Source organism: Polyangium sorediatum, from assembly GCF_029946465.1.
In the GTDB taxonomy this organism is placed as follows: Bacteria; Myxococcota_A; Polyangia; order Polyangiales; family Polyangiaceae; genus Polyangium; species Polyangium fumosum.
The window spans coordinates 399,829-424,525 of sequence record NZ_JARZHI010000002.1 but is presented as its reverse complement, the minus strand read 5'-3'; the positions used below and the strand labels follow the sequence as shown (position 1 = coordinate 424,525).

Sequence of the window (24,697 nt, the reverse complement as noted above, 5' to 3'; positions counted from 1 at the left end):
CGACGACCCCCTCGTCGCTCCCCCCACGCGCCACATCCCCGCCTGGCGTCCTCCCGCCGCCGGCCCGCCCTTCCCTGCATCCCCGCGCTGGGCACACGTGGCCCAGCGCACCCTCCTTTCCTCCCTCCGGCACAACACGACGTTGCGCGAATCACATTTCGCCCCGTCGTGTCCCACCTCCCACGGAAGCCACGAAAACGGACTTGACTTTGAACTTCATTTTCAACAAATGTTGGAGCAGTTCGCGTCAAGGAAGTGTTCAAGCCAACATGATCGAACGAGCGGGTCATCTCCGACTCCTTTGCGGGCCCATCGTCGCGGGGCGGCTCGCGGGAGGGGCGCGCAATGCCTGAGCCCTCGAATGCGCGCTGGCCTCTCTCGGCCGCGCAGCACGGCATCTGGTTGGGCCAGGAGCTCGACCCGACGCTCCCGATCTACAACGCCGGCGAATGCATCGAGATTGGCGGAGCCGTGGATCCGGCCGTCTTCGAGGCCTCCCTGCGGCAGGCGGTCACGGAGGCCGAGGCGCTGCACATGCGCCTTTTCCTGGCCGAAGACGGACCCCGGCAGCACCTCGCGCCTTCCCTCGATTGGCCCCTGCACCGGATCGACGTCGCCTGCGAAGCCGATCCGTGGATTCTCGTGGACGCATGGATGCGGGCGGACCTCGGAACGACCGTCGATCTGCGCCGCGGGCCGCTCTTCACGGAGGCCCTTTTCACGGCCGGCGCCGACCGAACGTACTGGTACCAGCGGGCCCACCACATCGCGCTCGACGGTTTTGGATTTTCGCTCATCGCGCGGCGCGTGGCGGAGCTTTATACGGCCCGCATCGAAGGCCGCACCAGCACCGGCGCGCCGTTCGGCTCGCTCCTGCGCGTCGTCGAGGAAGACCTCGCCTACCGCGCCTCCCCTGCCTACGAGCGCGACCGCGCCTTCTGGACGCAACGTTTTGCCGATCGCCCCGTGCCGGTCAGCCTCGGCGTTCGCTCCGCCATGGCGTCGCGCAGCGCCTTGCGAAAAACCACATCGCTCTCCCCCGCCACGATGGAGCGAATGCAGGTGGTGGCGCGCAGCGCCGGCGCGAGCTGGCCCGACGTGATCGTCGCCGCAATAGCAGCCTATACGAATGCCATGACCGGCGCGCCGGAGATCGTCCTCGGCCTCCCGGTCATGGGCCGCCTGGGCTCCGTCTCCCTGCGAATTCCGAGCATGGTGATGAACATCGTGCCGCTCCGCGTCCCTGTCGCAAAAGGAACGAGCCTGTCCGCGCTCGTCAAGACGGTCGCCGACGAGATGCGCGCGATCCGGCCCCATCTGCGCTACCGGTACGAGCAGCTTCGCCGCGATCTCAAGCTGCTCGGCGGGGATCGGCGTCTGTTCGGCCCGGTCGTGAACATCATGCCGTTCGATTACGACCTGCGCTTCGCCGGCCACCGCGCCATCGCGCACAACATCTCCGCCGGGCCGGTCGAAGACATCGCGATGAACGTGTACGCGCGGTCGGACGGGCGCGGGCCTCGCGTCGATTTCGACGCCAACCCGGATTGTTACAGCGCCGAAGAGCTCGCGACGCATCAACAGCGATTCCTGGATTTCCTCGAAGCGGCGCTGTCTGCTCCCGCGCAGCCGCTCGCTGAATTCACGATCCCCGGCGCCGCGGCGCCTTCGGCATCCACGGCAGAATCGCGACCCGGCGAGATCCTCGACGGCGGACCGCTGAACGCCCCGCCGCGTGACATCGTCGAACAAATCCTCGAGCACGCGCACGCCAACCCCGACGCCGTCGCCCTGGAGCACGAGGGGCGACGAATGACGTATGGCGAGCTCGTCCTCGCAGCCCAGCGGCTCTCGGCCCGCCTCGTGGCGCTCGGCGCCGGCCCGGGCACGCTCGTCGCCTTGATGCTTCCCCGCAGCGTGGAGGCCATCACCGCCATTCTCGCCACGTTGTTCTCCGGCGCGGGATACCTGCCCCTCGATCCCAAGGGGCCGAACAGCAGAACGGCGGCGATCCTCGCAGACGCCGGCCCCGTGGCGCTGGTCACGAATTCTGAATACGCCGAGCAAGCGAAGCAGACCACGACGGCCCCGATCGTGCGGGTGGACGAGGAGGGCCCCTCCGACCTGCCCGAGGCGCCGATTCGTGGAGGAGCCGAGCATCCGGCGTACGTGATTTACACCTCCGGCTCGACGGGCCGGCCGAAGGGTGTCGTGATCAGCCGCGCGGCCCTCTCGCATTTCGTGGCCGGCGCGACGCACGGGTATGGCTTCCGCCGCGACGATCGGGTGCTCCAGTTCGCGCCGCTGCAATTCGACGCGAGCGTCGAGGAAATCTTCGGGAGCCTGTGCCTGGGCGCCACGCTGGTCTTGCGCACGGAGGCGATGTTGCAATCGGTCCTCCGGCTGCTCGACGCTTGCGCCGAGCACGCCATCACCGTGCTCGACCTGCCCACGGCCTTCTGGCACGAGGTCGCCTACAGCCTCTCGACCGGCGCGGCATCCCTTCCCCCCAGCGTCCGCATCGTCATCATTGGCGGGGAGGCTGCACTCCCGGAGCACGTCGCGCGGTTTCGTCGCGCCGTCGGCCCCACAGTCAGATTGTTCAATACGTATGGCCCCACGGAAGCGACCGTCGTGGCCACGTTCGCCACGTTGTGCGGCGGCGAAACCACGGCCGGACGTGACGAGGAAGTCCCGATCGGCACCCCCTTGCCCGGCGTCCGCGCGGCCATCCTCGACGCGGAGGGAAGGCTCGTCGCGCGGGGCGCCGTGGGGGAGCTGTATCTGATGGGCGGAGGGCTGGCTACGGGATATCTCGGGCAACCGGAGCTCACCGCCTCGCGTTTCCCGACCCTCGAACACCTGCCCAATCAGCCGCGCGCTTACCGCACCGGGGACCTCGTCCGGCAAAACGAGGACGGCCTGCTCGTGTTCATCGGTCGTGTCGACGAGGAGCTCAAAATCAGCGGGCACCGCGTCGATCCGGGCGAAATCGAGACCGTCTTGCTTCGTTTCCCAGGCGTGCGCGAGGTCGCGGTGGTGGGATCCGTCCTGCCCGGGGGCATCAAGCGCCTCGCCGCGCACCTCGTGGCCGACGCTCCCCTGCCCTCCCCGGCCGCGCTCCGCCAGCACGCGCAATCGGCATTGGCGCCCGCCTCCATCCCGTCGGCCTTCTTCTTCACGGATCGATTGCCGCGGACCAGCACGGGCAAAATCGACCGCGCCGCCCTGCGCGACGCAGGCGCCACCCGCACCGCCGCGTCGAATGCCCCGGCGACGGACCTCGAAAAGATCGTGATGGGCGTCTGGGAGCAAATCCTCGGGATTTGTGATCTCTCCGTGGAGGATGATTTCTTCGAACGCGGCGGACAGTCCCTGCAAACCATTCAGGTCGCCACGCGCCTCGGCGTCACGCTCGGGCGCGAGATCCCCGTCGCCATGGTGTTTCGCCACCCGACGATCGCGGAGCTCTCGCGCGCCCTGGAGCAAGCCGGGAGCGTCACGAAGGCCTCCGCGGGGCTCACGGAGGCCATGCTGGCCGACGCCGTGCTCCCGGAGGACATCGTCCCTCCCGCGCTCGCGGCCGTGCCTTCGTCGCCCCGCCAGGTCGTATTGACGGGCGCGACGGGGTTCGTCGGGGTGCACCTCCTGCATGCCCTCTTGCAACGCACCACGGCCCGCGTGGTTTGTCTCGTGCGCGCTGCGGACGAGAAACGAGCGGCGGACCGGCTCCGCACCGCGTTGGAAAAACAGCACCTGCCGACAACGCATTTCGAGGATCGGGTCGTGGCCATGCCCGCGGATCTCGCCTTGCCCCGCCTCGGGCTCGGGGAGGAGACGTGGAACCGTCTGGCCACGGAGTCCGACGCGATCTACCACGACGCCGCGATCGTCAGCCTCGTCCGTGATTATCGCAGCATGCGCGCGGTGAACGTCCTCGGGACCCGCGAGGTCTTGCGCCTCGCCACGACAGCACGCCCGAAGCCCGTCCACCATGTCTCGACGCTTGCCGTGGCGCCGTCGATCGCGAAAAACCCCGAAGTCCACGAGGCGTTCGTCGCGGCACACCCCGAGCTCGGCGACGGCTACAAGCAGAGCAAATGGATCGCCGAGCGCCTCGTCGAGCAAGCGGGCGAGCGTGGATTGCCGGTCGCCGTGTATCGCCTCGGCCGCGTCGTCGGCGCTCCCGAGACGGGGGTCGTCAACGAGCAGGACCTCGTCTTCCGCCTGCTCCTCGCCGGCATCCCCAAGGCGACTTTGCCCGACCTCGACGTCTCCGAGACATGGACGCCCGTCGATTACGTGGCGCGCGCCATCGTCGAGCTCTCCCTCCCCGCGCCGTCGCGCGCTGCGGTGTACAACCTGGCCCCCGCGCCCGACGTTCGGTTGAAGGACGTGTTCCGCTGGGTCCACGAGTATGGGTATGCCGTCGAGACCTGCTCTGTCCCGGCCTTCCGCGCTCGCCTGGGGAGCGACGCCGGCGCCGCCGAGAGCGCCACGCTCGCCTTTTTTGATCTCCAGGCAGATCCCGGAGAGCAGCCGCAAGCCTTCGGCCTGGGGCGCGTACGTTGTGACAACGTGATTCGTGGCCTGTCGGGCAGCGGAATCGATTGCCCCACCATCGATCGTTCGCTCGTGTTTCGTTATCTGGATCATTGCGTCGAGACCGGCAAGCTGCCGCGCCCATCGAACCGGCGAGAGGGCCGCGCCTGAAGCGACGCTCCACCCGAACCAAAGGAAATCTCGCATGACCTCACGGAAGCTTGGTGTAGACGAAGGCAGTCGGGAGCTGGGTCTCCCGCGCCCCATCGTCGGGGAATTGAAGCTCGATCGCTCGAATGCGCTGCTCGCCGATGCGCGCCGGTTGATCCCCGGCGTCACCCAGTCGCTCATGAAGCGGCCGGAGATGTACGCGCTCGGCTCGTTCCCGGTGTACCTCGAGACCGGCGAGGGCGCGCTCGTGCGCGACGTCGACGGCAACGAGTACATCGATTACATCTGCGGCCTCGGGGCAAACACGCTCGGGCACAACCACCCGGCTGTCGTCCGCGCCATTCGCGAACCGCTCGGCAACGGCGTGCTGCATTCATTGCCCACGGAGATCGAGGTCACGGCCACGCGCGCGCTGGTCGATTTGATCCCCGGCGCGGAGATGGCCCGCTTCTTCAAGACCGGAGCGGACGCGACCTCCGCCGCGATCCGGCTCGCCCGCCACGTGACGGGGCGCGAAAAGGTCGTCACGATCGGCTACAATGGCTGGCACGATCACTTCATGTTTGACACGCCCGGCGTGCCGGCGGTGCTGCGCGACTACACCTATCGCATGCCGCTCATGGCCGAGGCCGAAGAGCAACCGCTGCTCGACTTGATCGCCCAGAAGGGCTCCGAAATCGCGCTCGTGCTGCTCTCGCTCCCCTACAAGCGCATCGTCTCGGCGGAGTTCTTGCGCACCTTACGCGAGACCTGCCACGCCCACGGCGTGCTCTTCGTGCTCGACGAGGTCGTGACGGGCTTCCGGCTCGCGCTCGGCGGCGCCCAGGAGTATTACGGGATCGCGGCCGATTTCGTGTGTCTCTCGAAGGGCATCGCGGCGGGCATGCCGCTCTCCGCCATCGCCGGTCCGCGGGAGGTGATGAGCCGCCTCGCGGAGCTCCAGGTCTCGACGACGTTCGGCGGCGAAATGCTCTCCCTGGAGGTTTGCAAGGCTGTCCTCGGAGAATACCGGGACACCGATTACATCCAGCGGATCGCCTCCCTCGGCAAACGGCTTCGGGAAGGCATCAACGAGAAGTCCAAGAAGATCGGGACACCGCTGCGCGTGGTCGGCTACGATGCGATTCCGTTCTTCCTCTTCGCGGACGATCTGCCGACGCACACGAAATTTGCGGCGCAGTTCGTCGGCGCCATGGCGACGCGCGGCGTGCTCCTGCGCCGCGACGTGAGCTTCATCTCGGGCGTGCACACGCAGGCGCAGATCGATTTCACCATCGACGCGGCGCACGACGCGCTCACCGAGATGGCGAAGCGCGGCGCATTCGAGGGCAGCCCGGCCGGCGCGAGGTCCTGAATCTCCGATGGCCCGTGCGCGTCGTCTTTCGTGCACCGGATGGGCCGGGGGCCTGGCCCTCGTCCTCTCGGTTTGTCCGCCCGCCCTTGCGCAGGACGCGGAGCCGAGTGGCTCGGCGCCTGCGCAGGCGAGCCCGACGACCGAGCGCACGGTGCACCCGCCCGAGCTTCTCGAAGTGGCCGAGGCGGTCTATCCGGAGCAGGCGCGCGCGGCCCGGCGGGAGGGCCGCGTGGTGCTGAAGCTCCGCATCGACGCAGCGGGGCACGTCACGAAAGCCGAAGTCGTGGAGCCGGCCGGAAACGGGTTTGACGAAGCCGCACAAGCGGCGGTATTGCGATTCCGTTTCACGCCGGCTCGCCGCGGAGACAAGGCCGTCGCGGCGATCGTCCTCTACGCCTACGAATTCAGATTGCCGCCGGAGCCCGCCCCAGCCCCCGAGGCCCGGCCGGCGCAGGCCACGGCCCCCGCAGCACCCGAGCCGACGGCCCCCGCAGCGCCCGTCACGGTCGGTCCTGCCAAACCTCCGATCGACGTCATGGTCCGCGGCGCCTCCGAGGCCGACCGCCTGCGCCGGTCCGCACAGGCGGTCCAGGTCATCGAAACCGAAGACGCGCAACGACGCACCGCGGACCTCGGCGAGGTGCTGGCGCGCGCCGAGGGCGTGGGGGTGCGCCGGGCCGGCGGGCTCGGCTCGAACGCGCGCCTCTCGCTCAATGGCCTTACGGGCGATCAGATCCGCCTTTTCCTCGACGGCGTGCCCCTCGACCTCGCCGGGTATGCGCACGGGATCACGAATGTCCCGGTCAACCTCGTCGAGCGCATCGAGATTTACCGCGGCGTCGTCCCCGTGCGTTTTGGCGCCGATGCCCTGGGAGGCGCGGTAAACCTCGTGACCGATGCGGACATCCGCGGCACGCACGCCTCGGCATCCTACCAGGTCGGATCCTTCAAGACCTATCGATTGACGCTGAGCGCCCGACATCTGCACGAGCCCAGCGGCTTTTTCGCGCGCGTGAATGGCTTTTACGACTACACGCAAAACGATTATCCGATCGACGTCGAGGTCTTCGACGAGAAAGGCCGCCTCTCGCCGGCCCGCGTACATCGGTTCCACGACGGCTACCGCGCCGGCGGCGGGAGCGTCGAGGTGGGGCTCGTCGGGCGCCCGCGGGTGGAGCGGCTCCTCCTGCGCGCCTTCTACACCGAGCATCAAAGGGACGTTCAGCATAATGCCCTCATGTCCGTCCCTTATGGCGCGGTCACCTACGGCAAACAATCCGCAGGCGCGCACCTCCGGTATGCGCAGCCCTTCTCCCGAAGGACCCGGTTCGACGCGGTGGCCGGGTACACGTACACGCGCACGGCATTCCAGGACCTCTCCACGTGCCGGTACGACTGGAACGGCCGTTGCGTCTTCGAGCTCCCGCAACGCGGCGAGATCGAGGCCCGCGCGATTGATCAGGTCATCCAGCAACACAACGCCTTCGCCCGCTTCAACCTGGCCTGGAACCCCGCGCCCTGGCATTCGCTCCGCTTCGGGCTCTCGCCCACCTATGCCGCTCGAACGGGGAAAGACCACGCCATTGCCGCGACCGACTACGACCCGCTCACCGCGCAGCGAGGGCTCCTGAGCAGCGTGGCCGGCGCGGAATACGAAGCGCGCCCGTTCGCCGGGAAGCTCGCGAACATCGCGTTCGCCAAGGCCTATCTGCAGATGGCCCGGACGAAGGAGCAACTGCCGAACGGCACCCTCCGCGACCTCGACCGGACGACCCAGCGCGGGGGGATCGGCGACAGCCTGCGGTTCCGCTTCTCCGAAGCATTCTACGCCAAGGCATCGTACGAGTATGCCACCCGCTTGCCGAACCCGGACGAGGTGTTTGGCAATGGCGCGCTCATCATCGAAAACCTGCACCTCGAACCGGAGGCGAGCCACAATGTCAACCTCGGCCTCACCCTGGAGCGCGCCGAGACCGCCGCCGGCCTTTTTCGGTTCAACGTGAACGGCTTCGGGCGCTTTGCGGAGAACCTCATCGTCCTGCTCAGCAACGGCAATTATTTTCAGCACGAGAACGTCCTCTCGGCGCGATCGGTCGGCGTCGAGGGCGCGCTCGGCTGGACGTCTCCGGGGGATTGGGTCGCGCTCGACGGATACGTCACCTGGCAGGATTTTCGCAACACGGCGAGCGAAGGTGCATTCGGTAAGTTCGAGGGAGATCGCATCCCCAACCGCCCGTACCTGTTCGCCGGCGCGAGCGCCCGCGTACAAGGGTCCGATTTGCTCCGGCCGCGCGACGCCCTCTCGCTCACGTGGCAGGCTCGTTACGTCGAGGCCTACTTCCGCGGCTGGGAGAGCATCGGGGCCGTGGATTCCAAGCTCGTCATTCCCTCGCAGCTCGTCCACACGCTCGCGCTCACGTATTCGATGAAGCACGGCGACGGCTCCGTCAGCGGGACCCTCGAGGTGCAGAACCTGACGGATGAAAAGGTCTTCGATTCGTTCGGGGTCCAGCAGCCGGGGCGAGCGGCGAACGCCAAGCTCGTCCTCGAGCTCTGACCCACCATTGCTTCCCAAGGAGATACATCCATGAAAAAAATGACGGCGCTTCTGATCACCCTTGCGTTTCCTGCCCTCGCCGCCTGCAGCGGCGGTGACGGCGACGGCACCGGCGGCACCGGCGGCTCTGGCGGTACCGGCGGTCAGGGGGGCGGGGGCGGCTCCGCGACCGGCCCCCTGTATGCCCTCACGACCCAGGTCTTCGGCGCCAACGGCGGGGACAACACGAGTTATATCCTCGTGACCGACAAGCTCGGGGGCGACGCCACGCTCACGCTCGACAATGGCGTCGAAATCGCGGGCCGCGCTCTCGGTGTCGGGCCCGAGGACGGAGGCGCCGTGTTCATCGTGGGCGACGCCGGCCCGACCGTGACGCGTTACGACCTCCAGGCGGACGGCACCTTGCGCGCGGGCACCACGATGAGCTTCCAGGGCAAGGGAATCGCCACGATCGGCGAGTATCACGGACAATTCCAGTTCGTCTCCGAGACGAAGGCGTATTTCTTCGACGGCGCCACGGCCCAGGTCATCGTCTGGAATCCGAAGGACATGACGATCACCGGGGACATCAAGCTCAATGAGCTCGTCATTGCTGATACCACGTTGACGTTCACGGCTGCGCCGCTGCGCCTGGGCGACGATGTCATCACGTTCGCCGCGTATCGAAAGGGACCGGAGGTCCCGAGCCGGTCGGCGGTCGTCGTCGTGAATGGCAAGACGGACCAGGCGACGGTCGTCACGGACGATCGCTGCGGCTACGTGCGTGATGGCATCGAAGGGCCCGACGGCAAGATCTATCTCGCCACGGAGGCCTACGGCTCGGCCGTGCACCGGTTGAACGAGGCCAATGCCGCGCCGCCCTGCATGCTCCGATTCGACCCGACGACGAAGACGTTCGACGCCGCGTTCCACGTGGAACTCAACACGCTCTTTGGCGGACAAACAGCCGGCTCGCTGATCCGCGGCCCGGGAAACGAGGCCTTCTTGCGGGTGCTCGACGAGAACGTTTTCCCCATCATGCCGGACACGCACCCGCGCGTCCTCGCGAGCGCCTCGGCCTGGAAATGGGCGACCGTCACGCTCGGCGACACCCCGACGGCCGAGGTGCTCGACGCCGCCCCCAACAATGGGAGCGTCATTCCGCTGCAGTTCGGTGACCGGAGCTTCGTCTCGCTCTTCCAGGGCCAGGACTCCACGAAGCTCCTCGAGCTTGGCGCGAAGGGCCCGGGTGAAATCGCGCTGAGCACGCCTGGCCTCGTCTTCTCGGGCCTGAAGATCCGATGACACCTCCGCAATCCGCGAAAGAGGCCCCTCCGCCGCGGACCGAGACCCCTCGCCGCCGAGGGTATGGCGCCGTCATGAAATTCATTCGGCGCCTCCACATGTATCTCGGCCTGCTCGTGTTTCCGTGGGTGCTCCTCTTCGGGATGAGCGGCGCGCTCTTCAACCATCCCGAGATCGGGCGTGACATCGAGCAGCGGGACCTCTCCGCGGCGGAGTTCGCCACGCTCACCGGAATGAAACCCTGGGATCCGGACGACATCGCGCAGAAGGTCGTCGCGCAGCTCAATGCCGGATCCCCGGGGGGTTACGTGCTCGATTCGGGCGCCCCGCGCTCCTTCTCGGGCTGGCCGCTCCTCGCGACGCCGGCCCGGAGCGGAGGGCGCCACGTGCTTATCGTCAGCCTCGACGGCGGCGGCGCGACGGTCTCCACCCATGCCCCGGAGCCGAAATCCGATCCTCCCCCCTTCGCCGGCGCCACGGTCGATCTGCCCGAATACAAAATGGCGGCGGTGCAGGAGCAGGTGAAAGAGCTCCTGCCGAAGCTGGGCATCGACGCAGAGGCACCTTTGCGGGCGCATCCGAAGGCCCACCCCGAGCTACGTTTTCGCGTGCATGATGCCAATGCCCGCACGTGGAACATCGTGTACGACCTCAGCACGGGCCGCGTCGACGGCCGGCCGGCCGGCCCGGGCCAGCTCCGCTTCGTCGAGCTCCTCGAGAGGCTCCACACCACGCACCATTTCCCCATTCACGGGGACATGGCCTGGTTCTTCGCGCTCTTCGCGGACATCACCGGCATCACGCTCATCGTGTGGGCGCTCAGCGGCCTCGCGATGTGGTGGCAGATGAAGCCCACGCGGGTCCTCGGCGCGCTCGCGATCACGGTCGCCATCGCTGCCGCGGCGCTCGTCATGCGCGGGACGGCCTCGGAGATTCAATTCGGCAATGTGCGGGGCGACGGCCCCTGAGCACGGCGCGACGGCGGCGTCACACCCCCAGCGTGGCGCCGCCGTCGACGCAGAGATCGTGCATGGTGATGTGCCGTGCCTGATCCGAGAGCAGAAACAACACCGCGTCCGCGACGTCGGCGGGCTCGGCGATCCTTTGCAGGGGAATCCCCACCTTGAACGCCGCGGGCGCGCCGTCGATCACGGCCTGCGCCCCGCTCCCGTCCTTCCACAACGATCGCTGCATCGGCGTATCCGTCGATCCTGGTGAGACCACGTTGCATCGGATGCCGTGCTTCGCGAGTTCGAGCCCGAGGCATTGGGTAAACATGGCGACCGCGGCCTTCGACGCCGCATACGCGGACATGTGCATGCGCGGCGTCCGCGCAGCGTTGGATCCGACGGTCACGATGGCCCCGGAGCGGCGCGGCACCATGTGCCGAGCCACGGCCCGGCACAGGTAGAATACCCCCCGAGCATTGACTGCGAAGGTCCGCTCCCAATCCTCGTCGCGCAGCGCTTCGATGGGACCCACATGCAGCACGCCCGCGACATTGACGAGGAAATCGATGGGGCCGTGCTCACGCTCGATCCGGTCCACCGTCGCGTCGACCGCCTCGCTGTTCGTGACGTCCGCGGAAAACGGCTCGACGCGCTGGCCGCTCGCCTGCATTTCGGCGACCACCTCACCGAGGCGCTTCGCGTTCGAATCCACCGCGGCCACCCGTGCGCCGCGGGCGGCGAGCGCTCGCACGACCGCCCCCCCGATGCCCTGCGCAGCGCCCGTCACGAGCGCGGTTTTACCCGTGAACGCCATGCGCCTCCTGCCCTTCCGGTCGGGGCCAGCGAGCGTGCTGCAATCGCGGCGAGAGCATGTCCCACCACTCTTCGAGCGTCGCTCGCTCGGCGAGCTCCACGAACGAAATCTCGATGCCTGCATACCGGAGCCGCTCGACGAGCGTCATGAGGCGGATGGAATCGAGGCCCAGGTCGAGGAGAGAATCGCCGTCCAGGATCTCCGAGGCGGGCCGCTCCAAAAGCTCGGCGATCTCGCTGCGCAGGCGCTCGAGGTCGAATGGCGCCTCCTCCGGCGAGCCCTCCTCGAACGCATCCATCACGTCGCGGGTCGAGAGCACGATGCCGCACCGCTGCGCCACATAGGTCATGGCCATCTCGTGCCAGTTTCGCGTGAAATCGGACGTCGCGTCGGCCACGAAAAACGGCTGCACGTCGTTCATGAAAGCCTCGCCTGCGGTCAACATGCACCCGATGTGCGCGTAAACGCCACAAATGATGAGCTGATCACGACGCCATCCACGCATGAGGTCGAGGAGCTGCGTGCGCTGAAATGCGCTGTAGCGCCATTTCTTGAGGACCGTGTCCTTGTCCTCCGGCGAGAGCACGTTCACGATGGGGTGCTTGTGCGGGTGCGCCGTCAGCCCGGGTCCCCAGAAATCCAGGAGGAGACCACGCTCCTCGGCCGTCTGCTCCGACGGCTGCATCGTATACACGACCGGGATCCCGAGCGCCCGGCACCGCTCGCGCAGCTGCCGGATGTTCTCCAGCAGCTCGACGACCGGCGAAGCCTGGGTGTCATAATAATCGATGAAATACTGCTGCATGTCGTGGATGAGGAGGACGGCGCGGTCCCGGTCCAGCGTCCACGACATCCGGTTCTTCGGGAGCTCTTCCTTCCGCGGCATGAAATACGGCTGGATGCTGGGGATTCCCATGGTCGATGTTCTCCGAATCGTCACTGCCCCTTCGGGGCGATCTTGTCAGCGATCCATCGGCGGAGCGCCTTTTTGTCCACCTTCCCCACGCTCGTCTTGGGAAGGTCATCGATGAACTCGATGCGGTCGGGGATCTTGTAGGACGCGAGGCCACGCGCCCGCAGGAATGCGGTGACCTCACGCGCCGCGGGCGGCTGTTCCCGCGCCACGACAAACACGCACGAGCGTTCGCCGAGAAATGCATCGGGCATGGCGACGAGCGCCGCGTCGCGCACCGCCGGATGGGCGAGGACGTGATTCTCGATCTCTTCGGCCGCGATCTTCTCGCCGCCGCGGTTGATCTGATCCTTCGCCCGCCCCTCCACGACGAGATGACCCGAAGGCGTTCGCCGCACGAGGTCCCCCGTGCGATAAAACCCGTCGCGCGTGAATGCCTTCTCGTTGTGGGCAGTGGCCTTGTAGTACCCACGGATCGTATACGGGCCCCGCGTGAGCAGGTGCCCCACCTCCCCGACCTCGACGTCACGGTCGTCGTCGTCGACGACCCGGACCTCGTCGTCCCGGGAAATGGGCCGACCTTGGGTCTCGATGATGACGTCTTCGGGGTCATCGAAACGGGTGTAGTTGACGAGCCCCTCGGCCATTCCGAACACCTGCTGCAAGGTGCAGCCGAAGGTGCCTCGCACGCGGCGCGCGACTTCCGCGCTCAGCTTGGAGCCGCCCACTTGCAACAAGCGGAGGCTCGAAAGATCGTGCCGTGTATTGCGCGCGGCCTCGAGCCAGACCGCGCAGAGAGGCGGCACGACGGAGGTCACCGTGACGCGCTCTTTTTCGATCCAGAGGAAGGCCTCGTCCGGGCTCGGGCGCCTGCTGAGGACGACGCGACCTCCCGCATCGAGCACGCCCAGGCTCCCGGGCGAGCTCAGCGTAAAGTTGTGCGCCGCGGGCAATGCCGCGAGATAAACGCTGTCTGCATCGAGCGCGCAGATCTCCGCGCTCGCACGGACGCTGTAAAGGTAATCGTCGTGCGTTCGGGGGATCAGCTTGGGCACCCCGGTGCTGCCGCCCGAGAGCTGAAAAAATGCGACGTCTCCGGGCGTGGTCTCCGGGAGCGCCGCGCTCTCGCCGTACAGGCCCTCCAGCGCGGTGAACAACCCTGGTTCGCCGGCGACGAGGACGTGCTTCACGGTCGGCGCCTCGGCCCGGATCTCCGCAGCGAGCGTGCGGTAATCGAATCCCCCGTCCTTGTCGGCGATGACGTACGCGACGGCCTCCGTGAATTGGCAAAAGTACGAAATCTCGGACCGTCGATGTGCAGGCAGGGCGAGCACGGGAAGCGCGCCGAGCCGGAACAAGGCGAAGCAGACCTCGAAAAACTCCACGACGTTCGGGAGCTGCACCACGACGCGATCCCGCGGGCGGATGCCCAGGCCGAGGAATCCCGCGGCAAGCTGCGAGGCGCGCGCGTCGAGCTCGCGATAACTCAAACGGCGCTTTTCGCCGACGAGCGCGATCCGATCGCCGAACCGTTCGGCCCGCGCGTGGAGCCATTCCCCGAACGTCTCACCGAGCCAGTAGCCGGCTTGCCGATACCGCTCGGCGAAATCGGCAGGCCACGGCGTGAACCCCTCGAACGGCTGCGTCTCGGGGACTGCATCGACGCGCATCAGAGGTCCTCCGGCAAGGAACCCAGGCCGAGCGCGGTCAGAACGGTGCGCATCTTGGCCGAAATCTCGGCGCGCTCGCGCTCGGGCGCCGATCCAGCGACAAGGCCGGCCCCGGCGTACAGCCGAATCATGTCGCTGCTGATATCGGCGCAGCGAATGGTCACCGCCCATTCCCCGTCGCCTGACGCGTCACAATACCCCACGAGGCCCGTGAACAAGCCTCGATCGAAGGGCTCGATCGCCTCGATGGCGGCGCGCGCGCGCGCCGCCGGATATCCACACACGGCAGGCGTCGGGTGCAGGGCCATGGCGAGCTGCAGCGACGAGGTCGAAAGATCCGCGAGCTCGCCCTTGATCGGCGTCGCGAGGTGCCACATGGCCTCCGTGTGCACGAGCGACGGGCACGACGGGACGGACAAACTCCGGCAGAACGGCTGAAGCGCGGCCGCGATGGCTTCGATGACGACCGCGTGCTCGCGCCGATCCTTCTCGGAGGCGAGCAGCGCGTTCGCCCGCCGTTGATCCTCCTCGGGATCCGGGCTCCGCGGCGCGGACCCGGCCAACGGATTGGCGAATACGGTGTTTCCGGATCGCGACACCAAAAGCTCCGGGCTCGCTCCGATCAAGGTTCGCGGATGCGTTGTCCCCGAGCTGCGCCCCTCGGGGAGCCGGACCGCGAACGTATACCCACTTGCGTTTCGCTTCGACAACCGCTCGAGCAGCGCGTGAAGTTCGACCGGCTGCGACAAACGCAGCTCCAGCATCCGGGAAAGGACCACCTTCGACAGCTCGTCGTCGCGTATCGCATCGAGGGCGCGCTCGACCCCGCGCAGATACACGTCCCGCTCGGGCGACATACGCATCCCCTCCACGGAAGCCGGCGGCGAAGGGCGCGGCGATATCGACGCCGCGTCCACGGGCCCGCCGACCCGGATGGCTGTCGGCACGAAGAGGTGAGCGGGGGAATTGGCCGCGAAGGGGAGCGCGCCGACCGCCATGGGACGGTCGTGCCCGGCCCTCTCGAGCCCCGCGAGCACCGTGGCGACGCGCTCCGCAAACGCTTCTGCGGGCGCCGAGCCGCCGGATCGTGCGATGATCTCTCCCACGCCCTGCCCGAGGATCGTGCGGACGTTCGACGAAAAGTAGAACGACGATTCGAGGTCGTACGCTCCGAGGAGCTCTGTACCGCTGCGCGCCGAGGCAACGGCGGCTTCGGACGCCGGAATCGATGTCATGAATCGACTCTCCTTGCAATTTTGGACGGGGTCATGATCAAAATTGCGCGGGTTACAGGCTCGCCCGCATGCGGCGCGCGATGCAATACGAGAGCTCCAGCGCTTGCGCCTGGTTCAATCGTGGATCGCAAAGGGTCTCGTAGGCGCGCGTGAGATCCTCCTCGCGCACGCCGCCGCCGATGCATTCGGTGACGTCGTCCCCCGTGAGCTCGAAATGGACGCCGCCGAGGTGGGTCCCGCAGGCGTCGTGCGCGTCGTACGTCTGCTCGATCTCGCGCATGATCGACCCGAATTCACGTGTCTTGATGCCCGAGCTCGTGGTGATCGTATTGCCGTGCATGGGATCGCAGATCCAGAGCACGCGCCGGCCCGCGCGCTTCACGACCTCGAGCAGGGGCGGCAACGTATCCTCGACGCGGTCCGCGCCCATGCGCGTGATGAGCACGATGCGCCCCGGGATTTCGCGCGGGTTCAGCGTGTCGAGCAGGCGCAGGACGTCGACCGGCGAGACCGTCGGCCCAAGCTTGATGCCGATCGGATTGCTGATGCCGCGGAGGAACTCGACGTGCGCGCCGTCGAGCGCCCGCGTGCGCTCGCCGAGCCACGGCATGTGCGTGGTTAGATCGTAATGCTCGTCCCGGGACGGCGCGGCGCGGGTCTGCGCGGACTCGTAATGGAGGTTGAGCCCCTCGTGGGACGTGAAGAACTCGATGCGGGAGAGCTCATTTCCCGCACCGCCGAGCGCGTCCATGCATCGGAGCGCGTCGCCGAGCTGCCGCGTCGTCGCCTGGAAGCTCTCGCGCACGGACAAGGGCAGGTCCTCGCGCTCGGAGAACGAGAGGTCCCAGCACTCCGGGTGCTTGAGATCCGAGAGCCCGCCGGCCGAGAACGACCGCACGAAATTGAGCGTCATCGCGGAGTGCTGGTAACAAGAGAGCATCCGCTCCGGATCCGGGCGCCGCGCCTCGGGCGTGAATTCGGGCCCGTTCACGAGATCGCCGAAATAACTCGGCAGCTCGACCCCGCCGCGGACCTCGGTCGGCCGCGAGCGCGGCTTGGCGTATTGCCCGGCGAAACGCCCCACGCGCACCACGGGCTTCCGGCCCCCGACGATGAGCACGAGCGACATCTTGAGCAGGATGTCGAGCTTGTTGACGATCGTATCCGCACGACAATCACGCGTCGTCTCGGCGCAATCGCCGCCCTGGAGCAGGAAACGCCGGCCGAGCTGAGCATCCGCGATGAGCGATCGCAATCGCTCCACCTCCCACGAGCTCACGAGCGGTGGCAGCGCCTCAATCCGAGCTACCACGCGCTCGACCGCGACGGGGTCGTCGTACCGTATCGCTTGCGGGTCGGGCTTTGCTTTCCAGGACGTCGGGCTCCAGCCGCCCACGCGTGAAGAGGGGCGCGTGCGCGCGAGCGGGCGCTCCCCGGGCAGAGGCTCGGCGACCTCGTTGTCCGAGGAGATCCTCGCCGGCGTGCCCATGGCGATTTCGTGCATCATCGAAGACTTCCGGATCAGGTGTGCGCGGCGCGCTGTGGAACGGGGCTGCGCCCGAGCAGCCAGAGAATGCAAAGCGCGAGGAGCGAGACGCTCACCGCGAGAAAACCCATGTGGCCAAAGCCGACCAGCGCCCCGTCCGGCGTCGTGGTGAGAAAAAGACCACTCATCCACGCGGCGAGGCCGGAGGCGCCGTCACTCGCCGCCATGTTGACCGCGAGGTAACGCCCGCGCAGCGCGGGCGGGACACGCGACGTGATGAGCGCGATCGTCGGAATGGCCCGTCCCGAAGTCAACGTCATGAAAAGGACGAAGACAGCGGCCACGATGGCCTTCGGCGAGGGCGTCAGGTGCGTGAACAGAAGAAAGGGACACAAAGTGGCGACGAGCAACGTGCCCAGCACCCGGGGCGGGCCGTGACGGTCGACGAGGTGGCCAATCCAGCGCGAGCTGAAGAGCGTGGCCGCGCCACCGCATAGATACACCCAGGACAGGTCCGTGAGACGGAGCCCGAGATTGCCGACCATGAACGTGCTGAGGTACGGAATCAGCAAAAAGCCCGCAAAGACCACGCTGAACGTGAGCCCCCAGCCCAGCGCAAGCCCTGGCGCCCAGAGGGTCGGAGCGCCATCGCTCGTGCCCTTTTCGCGCGCCGTGGCGAGGTGACGATCGACGCGGGGTAGGATTCGCCAGGCGAGGAGCCACAGGACGCCGGCGAGCGCGCTGATGGCCCAGAAGGGCGCGCGCCAGCCCCATTGACCGGCGATCGAGAGCCCCAGCGGCACGCCGCCCACCGCCGAGAGGCCGTAGGACGACATCACGGTGCCAATGGCGCGACCGCGGCGCTCGGCCGGCACACAATCGGCGAGAATGGCCATGACGACGGCGCTCATCAGGCCTGCGCACGCGCCCGCCAATGTCCTCGAAAAGAGCAGCCACGTCGCGCTGGGCGCGATACCGCACGAAATCGTGGCCGCGACGAACCCCACATAAAGAAGCAAAAATGCGTGCTTGCGATCCCACCGATCCAGCCAGAGCACGCCGAGAAGGCCCATGATCGCCGAGGCCAGCGTGTAGGCCGACACCATCGCCCCGAAGCCCGCCGCCGAGATGCCGAAACGCTGGATGAGCTCCGGCCCGAGCGGCATCAGGATCATGAAATCAAGCGTGTGCGTGAACTGCACGGCAGCCAGCAGCCAAAGCAGATGTCGCTCATGCTTTGTTATGGGGGAATCGGCCACGAAAAGACTCCAGGAGGCGCCGGAGGGCGAGCCGACGCAGCGCGGGCGGGGCAACGTGGCCCTACCTACAACCGCATACGGCCTGCGATCTTGCTGAAAATGATAATGAGAACCATTATCAACTGTCAAGACAACGGTGTTGACCGCGACGAGATTTCGGGCTTCGATGTAGAATTTTGCGATCAGGATGGAAAGTTGTCGAACAACACGTGTATCAGAACACAAAATTCTCGCATACAAGCGTCCGCGAGGCGTGGCGCAAACGAGGCTTGGGCGGCTCGCTCATCCCGTACAACATGGAAATTAAGGCGAGGATGGCGGTCACGTGACACTGCCCACGTGGTTCGTATCCGAGAGCGGTGACGTGCGGACCTCGATAGACGCTTCGAGGCAAGAGCGATCGGCGCTCAAAGGTATCGATAGGTGCTCTTCGTGTACTCTTTGAGCCAGGAGGCGTCCAAAAATGTCATTCCGAGCGCGTGGTTCCCCTGCCATTGCAGGATACCGATACACCCTCGGTTCAACCGGTGCGGGCGCCAGAAGCCCACCGCGTTCAAGTGGTAGCTCTTGGTGGTCGGACAGAACGAGATCTCCTGGCCTTCTTCATGGTAGTGCCCGCAGAAGTGATACGCCGGCTGAAAGTTCTGAATGAATTCCCGAACGGCTGGGGACCCGGCGCCCGCATACTTGGGGTGGATGACGACCGCCGCGTCCAGCGGCGGTTCATGCGACAAGAAGACATCGAGCCTCTCTTTCAAGGCGAGGAGCCGCTTGATGTCCTGCTTCGTGTAGCACTCCCCGCCGTCCGTCTTGACCGGGTTTCCGTGCTCGTCCGCGATCCCTCCCAGACCTGCGATCCGTAACGAATGCCCGCTCTTCTCGTACGTGAATGGCACACCGCTCTTGAGGTAATGAATTTTTCCGAAAGCATCCACGGGCACCGGCCCCTCGTCCGTGCCCTCCAGCTCGCACAGGTATGAAAAATCCTCGTGATTGCCGCGGATGAAAATCATGTCGGCGTCGATCCTGCGGTGCTCCGATGCGCCGGGGTCCAAGATCTCCTCGGCCTCGGGCTCACCGTGAAAGTATGCGGTGAAGCCCAGCTCGTCCGGATCACTCTCCGCAAAGCGCTTGGTGGCCTTGTCCAATCGATAGGGTGGGGGAAAGGCCCCGAAATCTCCGACCTGCAAGATCAGATCGATCCGCTGCGCTTCCTCCTCCTGCCAGCGCTTCAACACGCGGTAGGCGAGCGTCAGGTGGCCGTGGGTGTCGCCCAGGATCGCGATGTTGAGGTGATTCATCCCATGTTGGTAAGGCAATTTCTCATATCCTGTCAATGCCCCTCGAGCGTCGCAGGGTAGGATGCAGCCGATGACTCGGCGCGACCAGGGTCGAGAAAATCAGCTCGAAGCGGCGGTCCGGCTTCGCGCGAGGGCAATGTCGCGGATGGCGTTGTTGCCCATGCGAGCGCCGCCCTCTGCAACGATTTTCCACTTCGCCGCGGACAACGTGAGCCGGTTCAACCTGGGGCGCAACGTGCCTGCGAGGAACGCCGGCGACGCTCCCGTGGCGAACAGCAACGCGACGGCTTCGGCGAGCGCCGCCTGCGACGTCTGCTCCGCTCGCTCCAAAACCTCCTGCGCCGCTTCTTCTCTGTTTCGCGAGACCGCCTCCTCCAGAAGCTCTTTCACCGACATCTTTGCCTTGCGCTGCCGTTCTTCCCGTTCGAATCGACTCCGCTCCTCCTGTCTGCGCTCTGCTTTTCGGTCGCGAAGCTCGAGATAATAGTCGCCGAATCCTTCCTCCACGCGGTAGTCATCCGCGACGACGCGAGACGCGTACGCGGTCGCCCAAGCCACGAGTGAAGCCGCGTGCATGCGAAGGGGAGGCGAATCATCGTGGAGAATCTCGAACACGCGCCCGCTCACCGTGTTCACGGCGAGCCCATCGGCGTCGCGGCCGGCAAAAGGAAGCCAAGCATCCGAAAAGAGCTCGTCCTGCGTGAGCCCCGATTCCGGCACGGTCCGAGGGTTCTCGCGCAGAAACGCGAGCGCATACATGACGGTGTCCCTTCCAGAGAGCGCTCCTTCGATCGTGAAGAGGTCGAAAGCTCCGACGAAACCGTTCATCTCCTCGTGTTGTCCATCGTGGAGCGACCACAACGCACGCAGATCACGCCCCAGCGAAAACCCGAGCTCCGCCTCGGCGTCCCTCAATCGTTCCGCGCTCGCGCCGGGCGCGAGGTTCTGGACCAAAAGCTCCGCCCCATGGTTCGCCATCCATGCCTTGATCCGCTCGAAAGCCTCGGCCAGCAACTCTTCCGGTGTCATGGGCCGATGCGTAGCAAAACCGCGCACGTGCAAGCAAGCCCTGCCGCCCTGGCACGTATGCGCGCTCGCTGATGAGGTCCGAGACACGCTCACCGCGCTCCTCCTGGATGACTCCGCGCAGAACGTACGTACCTGCCGCTCGTGGCGGATGCCATGACGAACTCCACGTAACGCACCGCCTCCGTCCTCCCACGTCCGCCATGGCTCCTCGGGGTTGCTGCCACTCCCTTGCGGGAAGTGCGGACCCTCGTCTGAATCGTCCCGCACGCGCTCGGCCCATCGCTGGGGACGCGAAGCTGGGTACCCCGTAAAACACGACGACGGTCGCCATTCTCGGAAAATGGGATCTTTGCAACAACCTCATTCGCGGAGCAAAGTCCCCGGCGCTGGGGGGCGGCTTCGGCGTGCGCGTCGTCGATCGTGAATCGATCGGGACGTCGGGCGCTCGTCCATCCGGGAAGGAACCTATATGATGCAGAGGCTTGGACATCGATTCATTCTCGTTCTCGTTTCGTCGGCCCTCGCGGCCTGCGGCACCGGCACGGACGATCACGCGGAAGACGTCGGGACCGCCCCGGCCGCCCTCTCCCCGGATGGGCGGTACATCCTCAAGTTCAAGGATTTTTCAAAACGCAGCAGCGTGCTCGCGGCGGCGGGTGGGAAGCTCGAGCTCGAGCTCCCCGAGCACGGCGTCATCGCCGCCAAGCTCCCCGACGCGGCCGTTCAAGCCCTCGCAAAGAACCCGAACATCGAGTACGTCGAGGTCGACCCGCGACGTGAGCTCCTCACGCAATGGCCGCCTTATGGCATCGCGACGGTGCAAGCGTCGGATCCGGCCTTGGCGAGCCTGGACGACGGTCGCACGAAGATCTGCATCATCGATTCCGGTCTTTATACCGGACACCCCGATCTTCAGGGCGTGCCCGTCTCGGGTTACAATGGAAATCTGCCCTGGAACGAGGACGGCTGCGGCCACGGCACGCACGTCGCCGGCACGATCGCCGCCGCGAACAACACGCAGGGCGTCGTCGGCGTCGCACCCGGCAACGTATCGCTCTATATCGTGCGCGTCTTCGGCAACAATTGCTCATGGGCGTATTCGTCGTCCATCATCAACGCGCTCGGCAGGTGCAGGGCGGCCGGGGCGAAGGTCGTCAGCATGAGCCTCGGCGGCACGGTGAAGAGCTTCTTCGAAGACCTCGCCTTCCAGGCCGCCTACAACGACGGCATCCTCTCGATCGCGGCCGCAGGCAATGCAGGCAATACGTCGACGACTTATCCGGCCGGATATGCTTCGGTCATGTCGGTGGCGGCCATCGACAGGAACAAGGCGCTCGCCGGCTTCTCGCAGCGCAATGCCGACGTCGAGATCGCCGCGCCGGGCGTGGAGGTCCTCTCGACCGTTCCGTGGGCGACCCCGAGCGTCGCGGTGGGCTCGAACGTCGATTCGGGCGGGCTCATCGAAGGCGCGGCGCAAAAGACCGCCACCGGCGCGCTCGTCCATGGCGGCCTGTGCGACAACGTCGGTGCCTGGGAGGGCAAGATCGTCCTTTGCCAGCGCGGCGTGACAGGCCTCGCGGCCAAGGTCGACAACGTGCGAAGCGGAGGCGGGGTCGGCGCGATCATCTACAACAACACCGCCGGCTTCTTCTCGGGCACGCTCGGCACGGGCGTCACGAGCACAATCCCGGCCATCAGCCTGCGAATGGAGGACGGCCAGGCCCTCATCGCGAAGTCGATGGGCGCGAGCGCCACGCTGAACACGGCCCGGCTCGTGCCGGGCGGCGGGTACGAGTGGTGGAATGGCACGTCGATGGCGACGCCGCACGTCTCGGCCGTCGCGGCGCTCCTCTGGAGCCAGAAGCCGACGGCGACGAACGCTGCGATCCGCAATGCGATCGACTCGACGGCGCTGGACCTCGGGGCTGCCGGCCGCGATTCGTCGTTCGGATATGGCCTCGTGCAGGCGAAGGCCGCGCTCAACGCCCTGTTGGGTATCAGCAACGTCGCTGGAAGCGACAGCATCGAGGAAAGCAGCAGCGTCGACACCTGCAGGACCGCCGGCGAGAGCTGCTCGGACGACGCGGCGTGCTGCTCGGGCACCTGCCAGAATGGCAAGCAAGTCTGCAAATGAAGACGGTTCGCCGCGCGGTTCGCCGTCACCAACGCGGCACGCTCTCGCCCCCCGGCGCGACGGCATCCGGCTCAGCGCGGGAAATCGGTCGAAATCGCGACGGCGCGCCACGCGTCGAGCTCCTTCGACACGAGGGCGTTTTTCGCCTCGATGGCCGCGACGGTGTCACTGCCGAGCGGCAGCCGGAGCGGGGGATTGTCCGCGCGGGAGAGCTCGACCACCACGCGCGCGAGACGCGCCGGATCGCCAGGCTGCTGAAGGCTCACCGATTTGGCGACCGCACGAACCTTGCCCGCCGTCTCGGCGTAATCGGCGATGACGGCATTCGATTCGACCACCGACTTCGCCTCCAGGAACTCGGTTCGGAAGTACCCAGGCTCCACGATCGTGACGGCGATCCCGAGAGGCGCGAGTTCGACGTGCAGCGCTTCCGAGATTCCTTCGACGGCGAACTTCGTGGAGCAATAGACGCCGAATCCGGGCGCGGACCGGTAGCCGCCGACCGACGACAAATTGAGAATGAGCCCCGATCGCTGTTTCCTGAGCACCGGGAGCACAGCGCGCGTGACCGCCAGGAGCCCGAAGACGTTCGTCTCGTAGAGCCGCCGCACATCCTCGCCGGACGTCTCCTCGACCGCGCCGATCAGGCCGTAGCCCGCGTTGTTCACGAGCACGTCGATCCTGCCGAAGCGCGCAAGCGCCGCCTCGACCGCAGCCGCGGCCGAGCTCTCGCTCGTCACGTCGAGCGCGACGGGCAAGAGGCCCTCCGCGTCCCCGAAGCGCTCGGCGATGCGCTTCGGATCACGCGCGGTCGCGACGACGTAGTCCCCCGCTGCCAGTGCGGCGCTCGTGATCTCCGCGCCGAGCCCTCGCGACGCCCCCGTGATGAACCAGACCCGCTTCGTTTGCTTCGTTTCCATGATGAGCTCCTTTCGACGAGGAGGAACCTAGCGCCGATCGATCGTGAAGAAAATCAGGCCAACGGTTGATGGGTCATGAAGTCCTGGTTCATAATCCGCCCATGGACGGCACATTCGACGGGCTCGCTGCGTTCCTCGCGGTGGCGAACCACAAGAGCTTCACGGCGGCCGCCGCCGGCATGGGGGTGTCGCCGACGGCGATGAGCCAGAAGATCAAGCTGCTCGAGCAACGCCTCGGCGTCGTGCTTTTCCAGCGCACGACGAGGCGTGTCTCGCTGACCGAGGCGGGGGCGAACCTCTTCGCGCGCCTGAAGCCCGCGCTCACGGAAGTCGAGGACGCGCTCGCCGCGCTCGGCGATTACCGCGGTCGCCCGTCGGGGCGGCTGCGCATCACGGCGCCGCGCGCGAGCGGAGCTTGGCTGCTCCCGCCGCTCGTCACGCGAATGGGTGAGCTCTATCCGGAGCTCTCCATCGAGATTTGCCTCGATGACGCCTTCATCGACCTCGTGGCGTCCGGCTTCGACGCGGGAATCCGGCTCGGGGACGCGATCGAGAAGGACATGGTGCGTGTCCCCATCACGAAGCACTCCGCGTGGTCGATCGTCGGCGCGCCGAGCTACCTCGCGCGGGCGGGGCGGCCGCGCAAACCCGAAGAGCTGCTCCGCCATCACGCCATCCGCCAGCGCATGATCACGACCGGCGTCGTCTATCGGTGGGAGCTCGAACGGCAGGGCAAGCCGATGACGATCGACGTTCCCGGCACCGTCGTCGTCAATGACATCGGCCTCATGGTCGCGCTGGCCCTCGAAGGCGCGGGGCTCGCGTACGTGCCCGACGAGGCGATCGCCGACGCCGTCGCCGAAGGCCGGCTCGAGCGCGTGCTGGAGCCCTTCGTGACCCCCGGTCCGGGGTTCTGCCTCTACTTTCCCGCGCGCATGCAGGAGCAACCCAAGATGAAGGTCCTCGTCGAAACCTTGAAAAGCATGCGCGATGACCTCCTCGCCCGTGTACGGGGCGCGACACCCAAAACCAAAACCACGAGCACTGCGTCGCGGAGCAAGTAGTCGCCCCGGACGCT

16 protein-coding genes are annotated in these 24,697 nt (G+C 66.7%); 7 read left to right on the top strand and 9 right to left on the bottom strand.

The window, feature by feature from the left end; genetic code table 11:
- The first annotated feature begins 345 nt into the window (after positions 1 to 345).
- The 5 genes from mxcG (at position 346) to QHF89_RS03905 (ending at position 10,876) form a co-directional block, all read left to right on the top strand.
- Positions 346 to 4,713, top strand: a complete 4,368-nt coding sequence (gene mxcG / locus QHF89_RS03925) for a myxochelin non-ribosomal peptide synthetase MxcG (RefSeq protein WP_136965994.1) — start codon at positions 346 to 348, stop codon at positions 4,711 to 4,713.
- A 34-nt stretch (positions 4,714 to 4,747) separates the two neighbouring features.
- Positions 4,748 to 6,067: an aspartate aminotransferase family protein gene (locus tag QHF89_RS03920; protein WP_136928076.1), complete on the top strand. Its 1,320-nt coding sequence runs from the start codon at positions 4,748 to 4,750 to the stop codon at positions 6,065 to 6,067.
- 7 nt (positions 6,068 to 6,074) lie between these two features.
- Positions 6,075 to 8,624 (top strand): TonB-dependent siderophore myxochelin receptor MxcH, encoded by a 2,550-nt coding sequence (gene mxcH, locus QHF89_RS03915; RefSeq protein WP_136965995.1) that lies wholly within the window; start codon positions 6,075 to 6,077, stop codon positions 8,622 to 8,624.
- Between the two features lie 30 nt (positions 8,625 to 8,654).
- Positions 8,655 to 9,908 carry a hypothetical protein gene (locus QHF89_RS03910; RefSeq protein ID WP_136965996.1) on the top strand — a complete coding sequence of 418 codons (1,254 nt, stop codon included), beginning with the start codon at positions 8,655 to 8,657 and terminating at the stop codon, positions 9,906 to 9,908.
- Between the two features lie 74 nt (positions 9,909 to 9,982).
- Positions 9,983 to 10,876: a PepSY domain-containing protein gene (locus tag QHF89_RS03905; RefSeq protein ID WP_342763954.1), complete on the top strand. Its 894-nt coding sequence runs from the start codon at positions 9,983 to 9,985 to the stop codon at positions 10,874 to 10,876.
- 19 nt (positions 10,877 to 10,895) lie between these two features.
- Here QHF89_RS03905 and QHF89_RS03900 read toward each other — a convergent pair whose 3' ends face one another.
- From QHF89_RS03900 to QHF89_RS03865, 8 genes are all read right to left on the bottom strand, one after another.
- Positions 10,896 to 11,672, bottom strand: a complete 777-nt coding sequence (locus tag QHF89_RS03900; RefSeq protein ID WP_136965998.1) for a 2,3-dihydro-2,3-dihydroxybenzoate dehydrogenase — start codon at positions 11,670 to 11,672, stop codon at positions 10,896 to 10,898.
- Positions 11,656 to 12,588 (bottom strand): isochorismatase family protein, encoded by a 933-nt coding sequence (locus QHF89_RS03895; protein ID WP_136965999.1) that lies wholly within the window; start codon positions 12,586 to 12,588, stop codon positions 11,656 to 11,658. Before QHF89_RS03895 ends, QHF89_RS03900 begins: the two co-directional genes overlap by 17 nt.
- A gap of 20 nt (positions 12,589 to 12,608) precedes the next feature.
- A complete protein-coding gene (locus QHF89_RS03890) occupies positions 12,609 to 14,255 on the bottom strand; it encodes a (2,3-dihydroxybenzoyl)adenylate synthase (protein WP_136966000.1) in 1,647 nt (548 codons plus the stop codon).
- Complete coding sequence (gene dhbC / locus QHF89_RS03885) at positions 14,255 to 15,490, bottom strand: isochorismate synthase DhbC (RefSeq protein ID WP_136966001.1); 1,236 nt, start codon at positions 15,488 to 15,490, stop codon at positions 14,255 to 14,257. The genes QHF89_RS03890 and dhbC overlap by 1 nt, the downstream gene beginning before the upstream one ends.
- Before the next feature lie 52 nt (positions 15,491 to 15,542).
- On the bottom strand, positions 15,543 to 16,997 hold the full coding sequence (locus QHF89_RS03880; RefSeq protein WP_284720017.1) for a 3-deoxy-7-phosphoheptulonate synthase class II: 1,455 nt from the start codon (positions 16,995 to 16,997) through the stop codon (positions 15,543 to 15,545).
- A 14-nt stretch (positions 16,998 to 17,011) separates the two neighbouring features.
- Entirely contained in the window at positions 17,012 to 18,235 is a 1,224-nt protein-coding gene (mxcK, locus tag QHF89_RS03875) for a myxochelin export MFS transporter MxcK (RefSeq protein WP_284720016.1), read from the bottom strand.
- 407 nt (positions 18,236 to 18,642) lie between these two features.
- On the bottom strand, positions 18,643 to 19,536 hold the full coding sequence (locus QHF89_RS03870; protein WP_136966002.1) for a metallophosphoesterase family protein: 894 nt from the start codon (positions 19,534 to 19,536) through the stop codon (positions 18,643 to 18,645).
- A 99-nt stretch (positions 19,537 to 19,635) separates the two neighbouring features.
- Entirely contained in the window at positions 19,636 to 20,565 is a 930-nt protein-coding gene (locus tag QHF89_RS03865; RefSeq protein WP_136966003.1) for an SMI1/KNR4 family protein, read from the bottom strand.
- A 469-nt stretch (positions 20,566 to 21,034) separates the two neighbouring features.
- Between QHF89_RS03865 and QHF89_RS03860 the strand changes: the two genes are divergently transcribed.
- Entirely contained in the window at positions 21,035 to 22,699 is a 1,665-nt protein-coding gene (locus tag QHF89_RS03860) for a S8 family serine peptidase (protein ID WP_284720015.1), read from the top strand.
- A 71-nt stretch (positions 22,700 to 22,770) separates the two neighbouring features.
- Here the strand turns inward: QHF89_RS03860 and QHF89_RS03855 are convergent, their stop codons facing one another.
- On the bottom strand, positions 22,771 to 23,619 hold the full coding sequence (locus QHF89_RS03855; RefSeq protein ID WP_136966004.1) for an oxidoreductase: 849 nt from the start codon (positions 23,617 to 23,619) through the stop codon (positions 22,771 to 22,773).
- 101 nt (positions 23,620 to 23,720) lie between these two features.
- Here QHF89_RS03855 and QHF89_RS03850 point away from each other — a divergent pair, with 101 nt between their 5' ends.
- The gene (locus tag QHF89_RS03850; protein ID WP_136966005.1) at positions 23,721 to 24,683 is read left to right on the top strand and encodes a LysR substrate-binding domain-containing protein; all 963 of its coding nucleotides are present in this window, start codon (positions 23,721 to 23,723) and stop codon (positions 24,681 to 24,683) included.
- Positions 24,684 to 24,697: the final 14 nt, after the last annotated feature.

Excerpts from the sequence above, each read along its gene's own strand:
- QHF89_RS03855 (WP_136966004.1), bottom strand. The coding sequence starts at position 23,619 with ATGGAAACGAAGCAAACGAAGCGGGTCTGGTTCATCACGGGGGCGTCG.
- mxcG (WP_136965994.1), top strand. The coding sequence starts at position 346 with ATGCCTGAGCCCTCGAATGCGCGCTGGCCTCTCTCGGCCGCGCAGCAC.
- QHF89_RS03900 (WP_136965998.1), bottom strand. The coding sequence starts at position 11,672 with ATGGCGTTCACGGGTAAAACCGCGCTCGTGACGGGCGCTGCGCAGGGC.
- QHF89_RS03905 (WP_342763954.1), top strand. The coding sequence starts at position 9,983 with ATGAAATTCATTCGGCGCCTCCACATGTATCTCGGCCTGCTCGTGTTT.
- QHF89_RS03920 (WP_136928076.1), top strand. The coding sequence starts at position 4,748 with ATGACCTCACGGAAGCTTGGTGTAGACGAAGGCAGTCGGGAGCTGGGT.
- mxcH (WP_136965995.1), top strand. The coding sequence starts at position 6,075 with ATGGCCCGTGCGCGTCGTCTTTCGTGCACCGGATGGGCCGGGGGCCTG.
- QHF89_RS03850 (WP_136966005.1), top strand. The coding sequence starts at position 23,721 with ATGGACGGCACATTCGACGGGCTCGCTGCGTTCCTCGCGGTGGCGAAC.
- QHF89_RS03870 (WP_136966002.1), bottom strand. The coding sequence starts at position 19,536 with ATGAATCACCTCAACATCGCGATCCTGGGCGACACCCACGGCCACCTG.
- QHF89_RS03895 (WP_136965999.1), bottom strand. The coding sequence starts at position 12,588 with ATGGGAATCCCCAGCATCCAGCCGTATTTCATGCCGCGGAAGGAAGAG.
- dhbC (WP_136966001.1), bottom strand. The coding sequence starts at position 15,490 with ATGACATCGATTCCGGCGTCCGAAGCCGCCGTTGCCTCGGCGCGCAGC.
- QHF89_RS03880 (WP_284720017.1), bottom strand. The coding sequence starts at position 16,997 with ATGATGCACGAAATCGCCATGGGCACGCCGGCGAGGATCTCCTCGGAC.
- QHF89_RS03910 (WP_136965996.1), top strand. The coding sequence starts at position 8,655 with ATGAAAAAAATGACGGCGCTTCTGATCACCCTTGCGTTTCCTGCCCTC.
- QHF89_RS03860 (WP_284720015.1), top strand. The coding sequence starts at position 21,035 with ATGATGCAGAGGCTTGGACATCGATTCATTCTCGTTCTCGTTTCGTCG.
- QHF89_RS03865 (WP_136966003.1), bottom strand. The coding sequence starts at position 20,565 with ATGACACCGGAAGAGTTGCTGGCCGAGGCTTTCGAGCGGATCAAGGCA.
- QHF89_RS03890 (WP_136966000.1), bottom strand. The coding sequence starts at position 14,255 with ATGCGCGTCGATGCAGTCCCCGAGACGCAGCCGTTCGAGGGGTTCACG.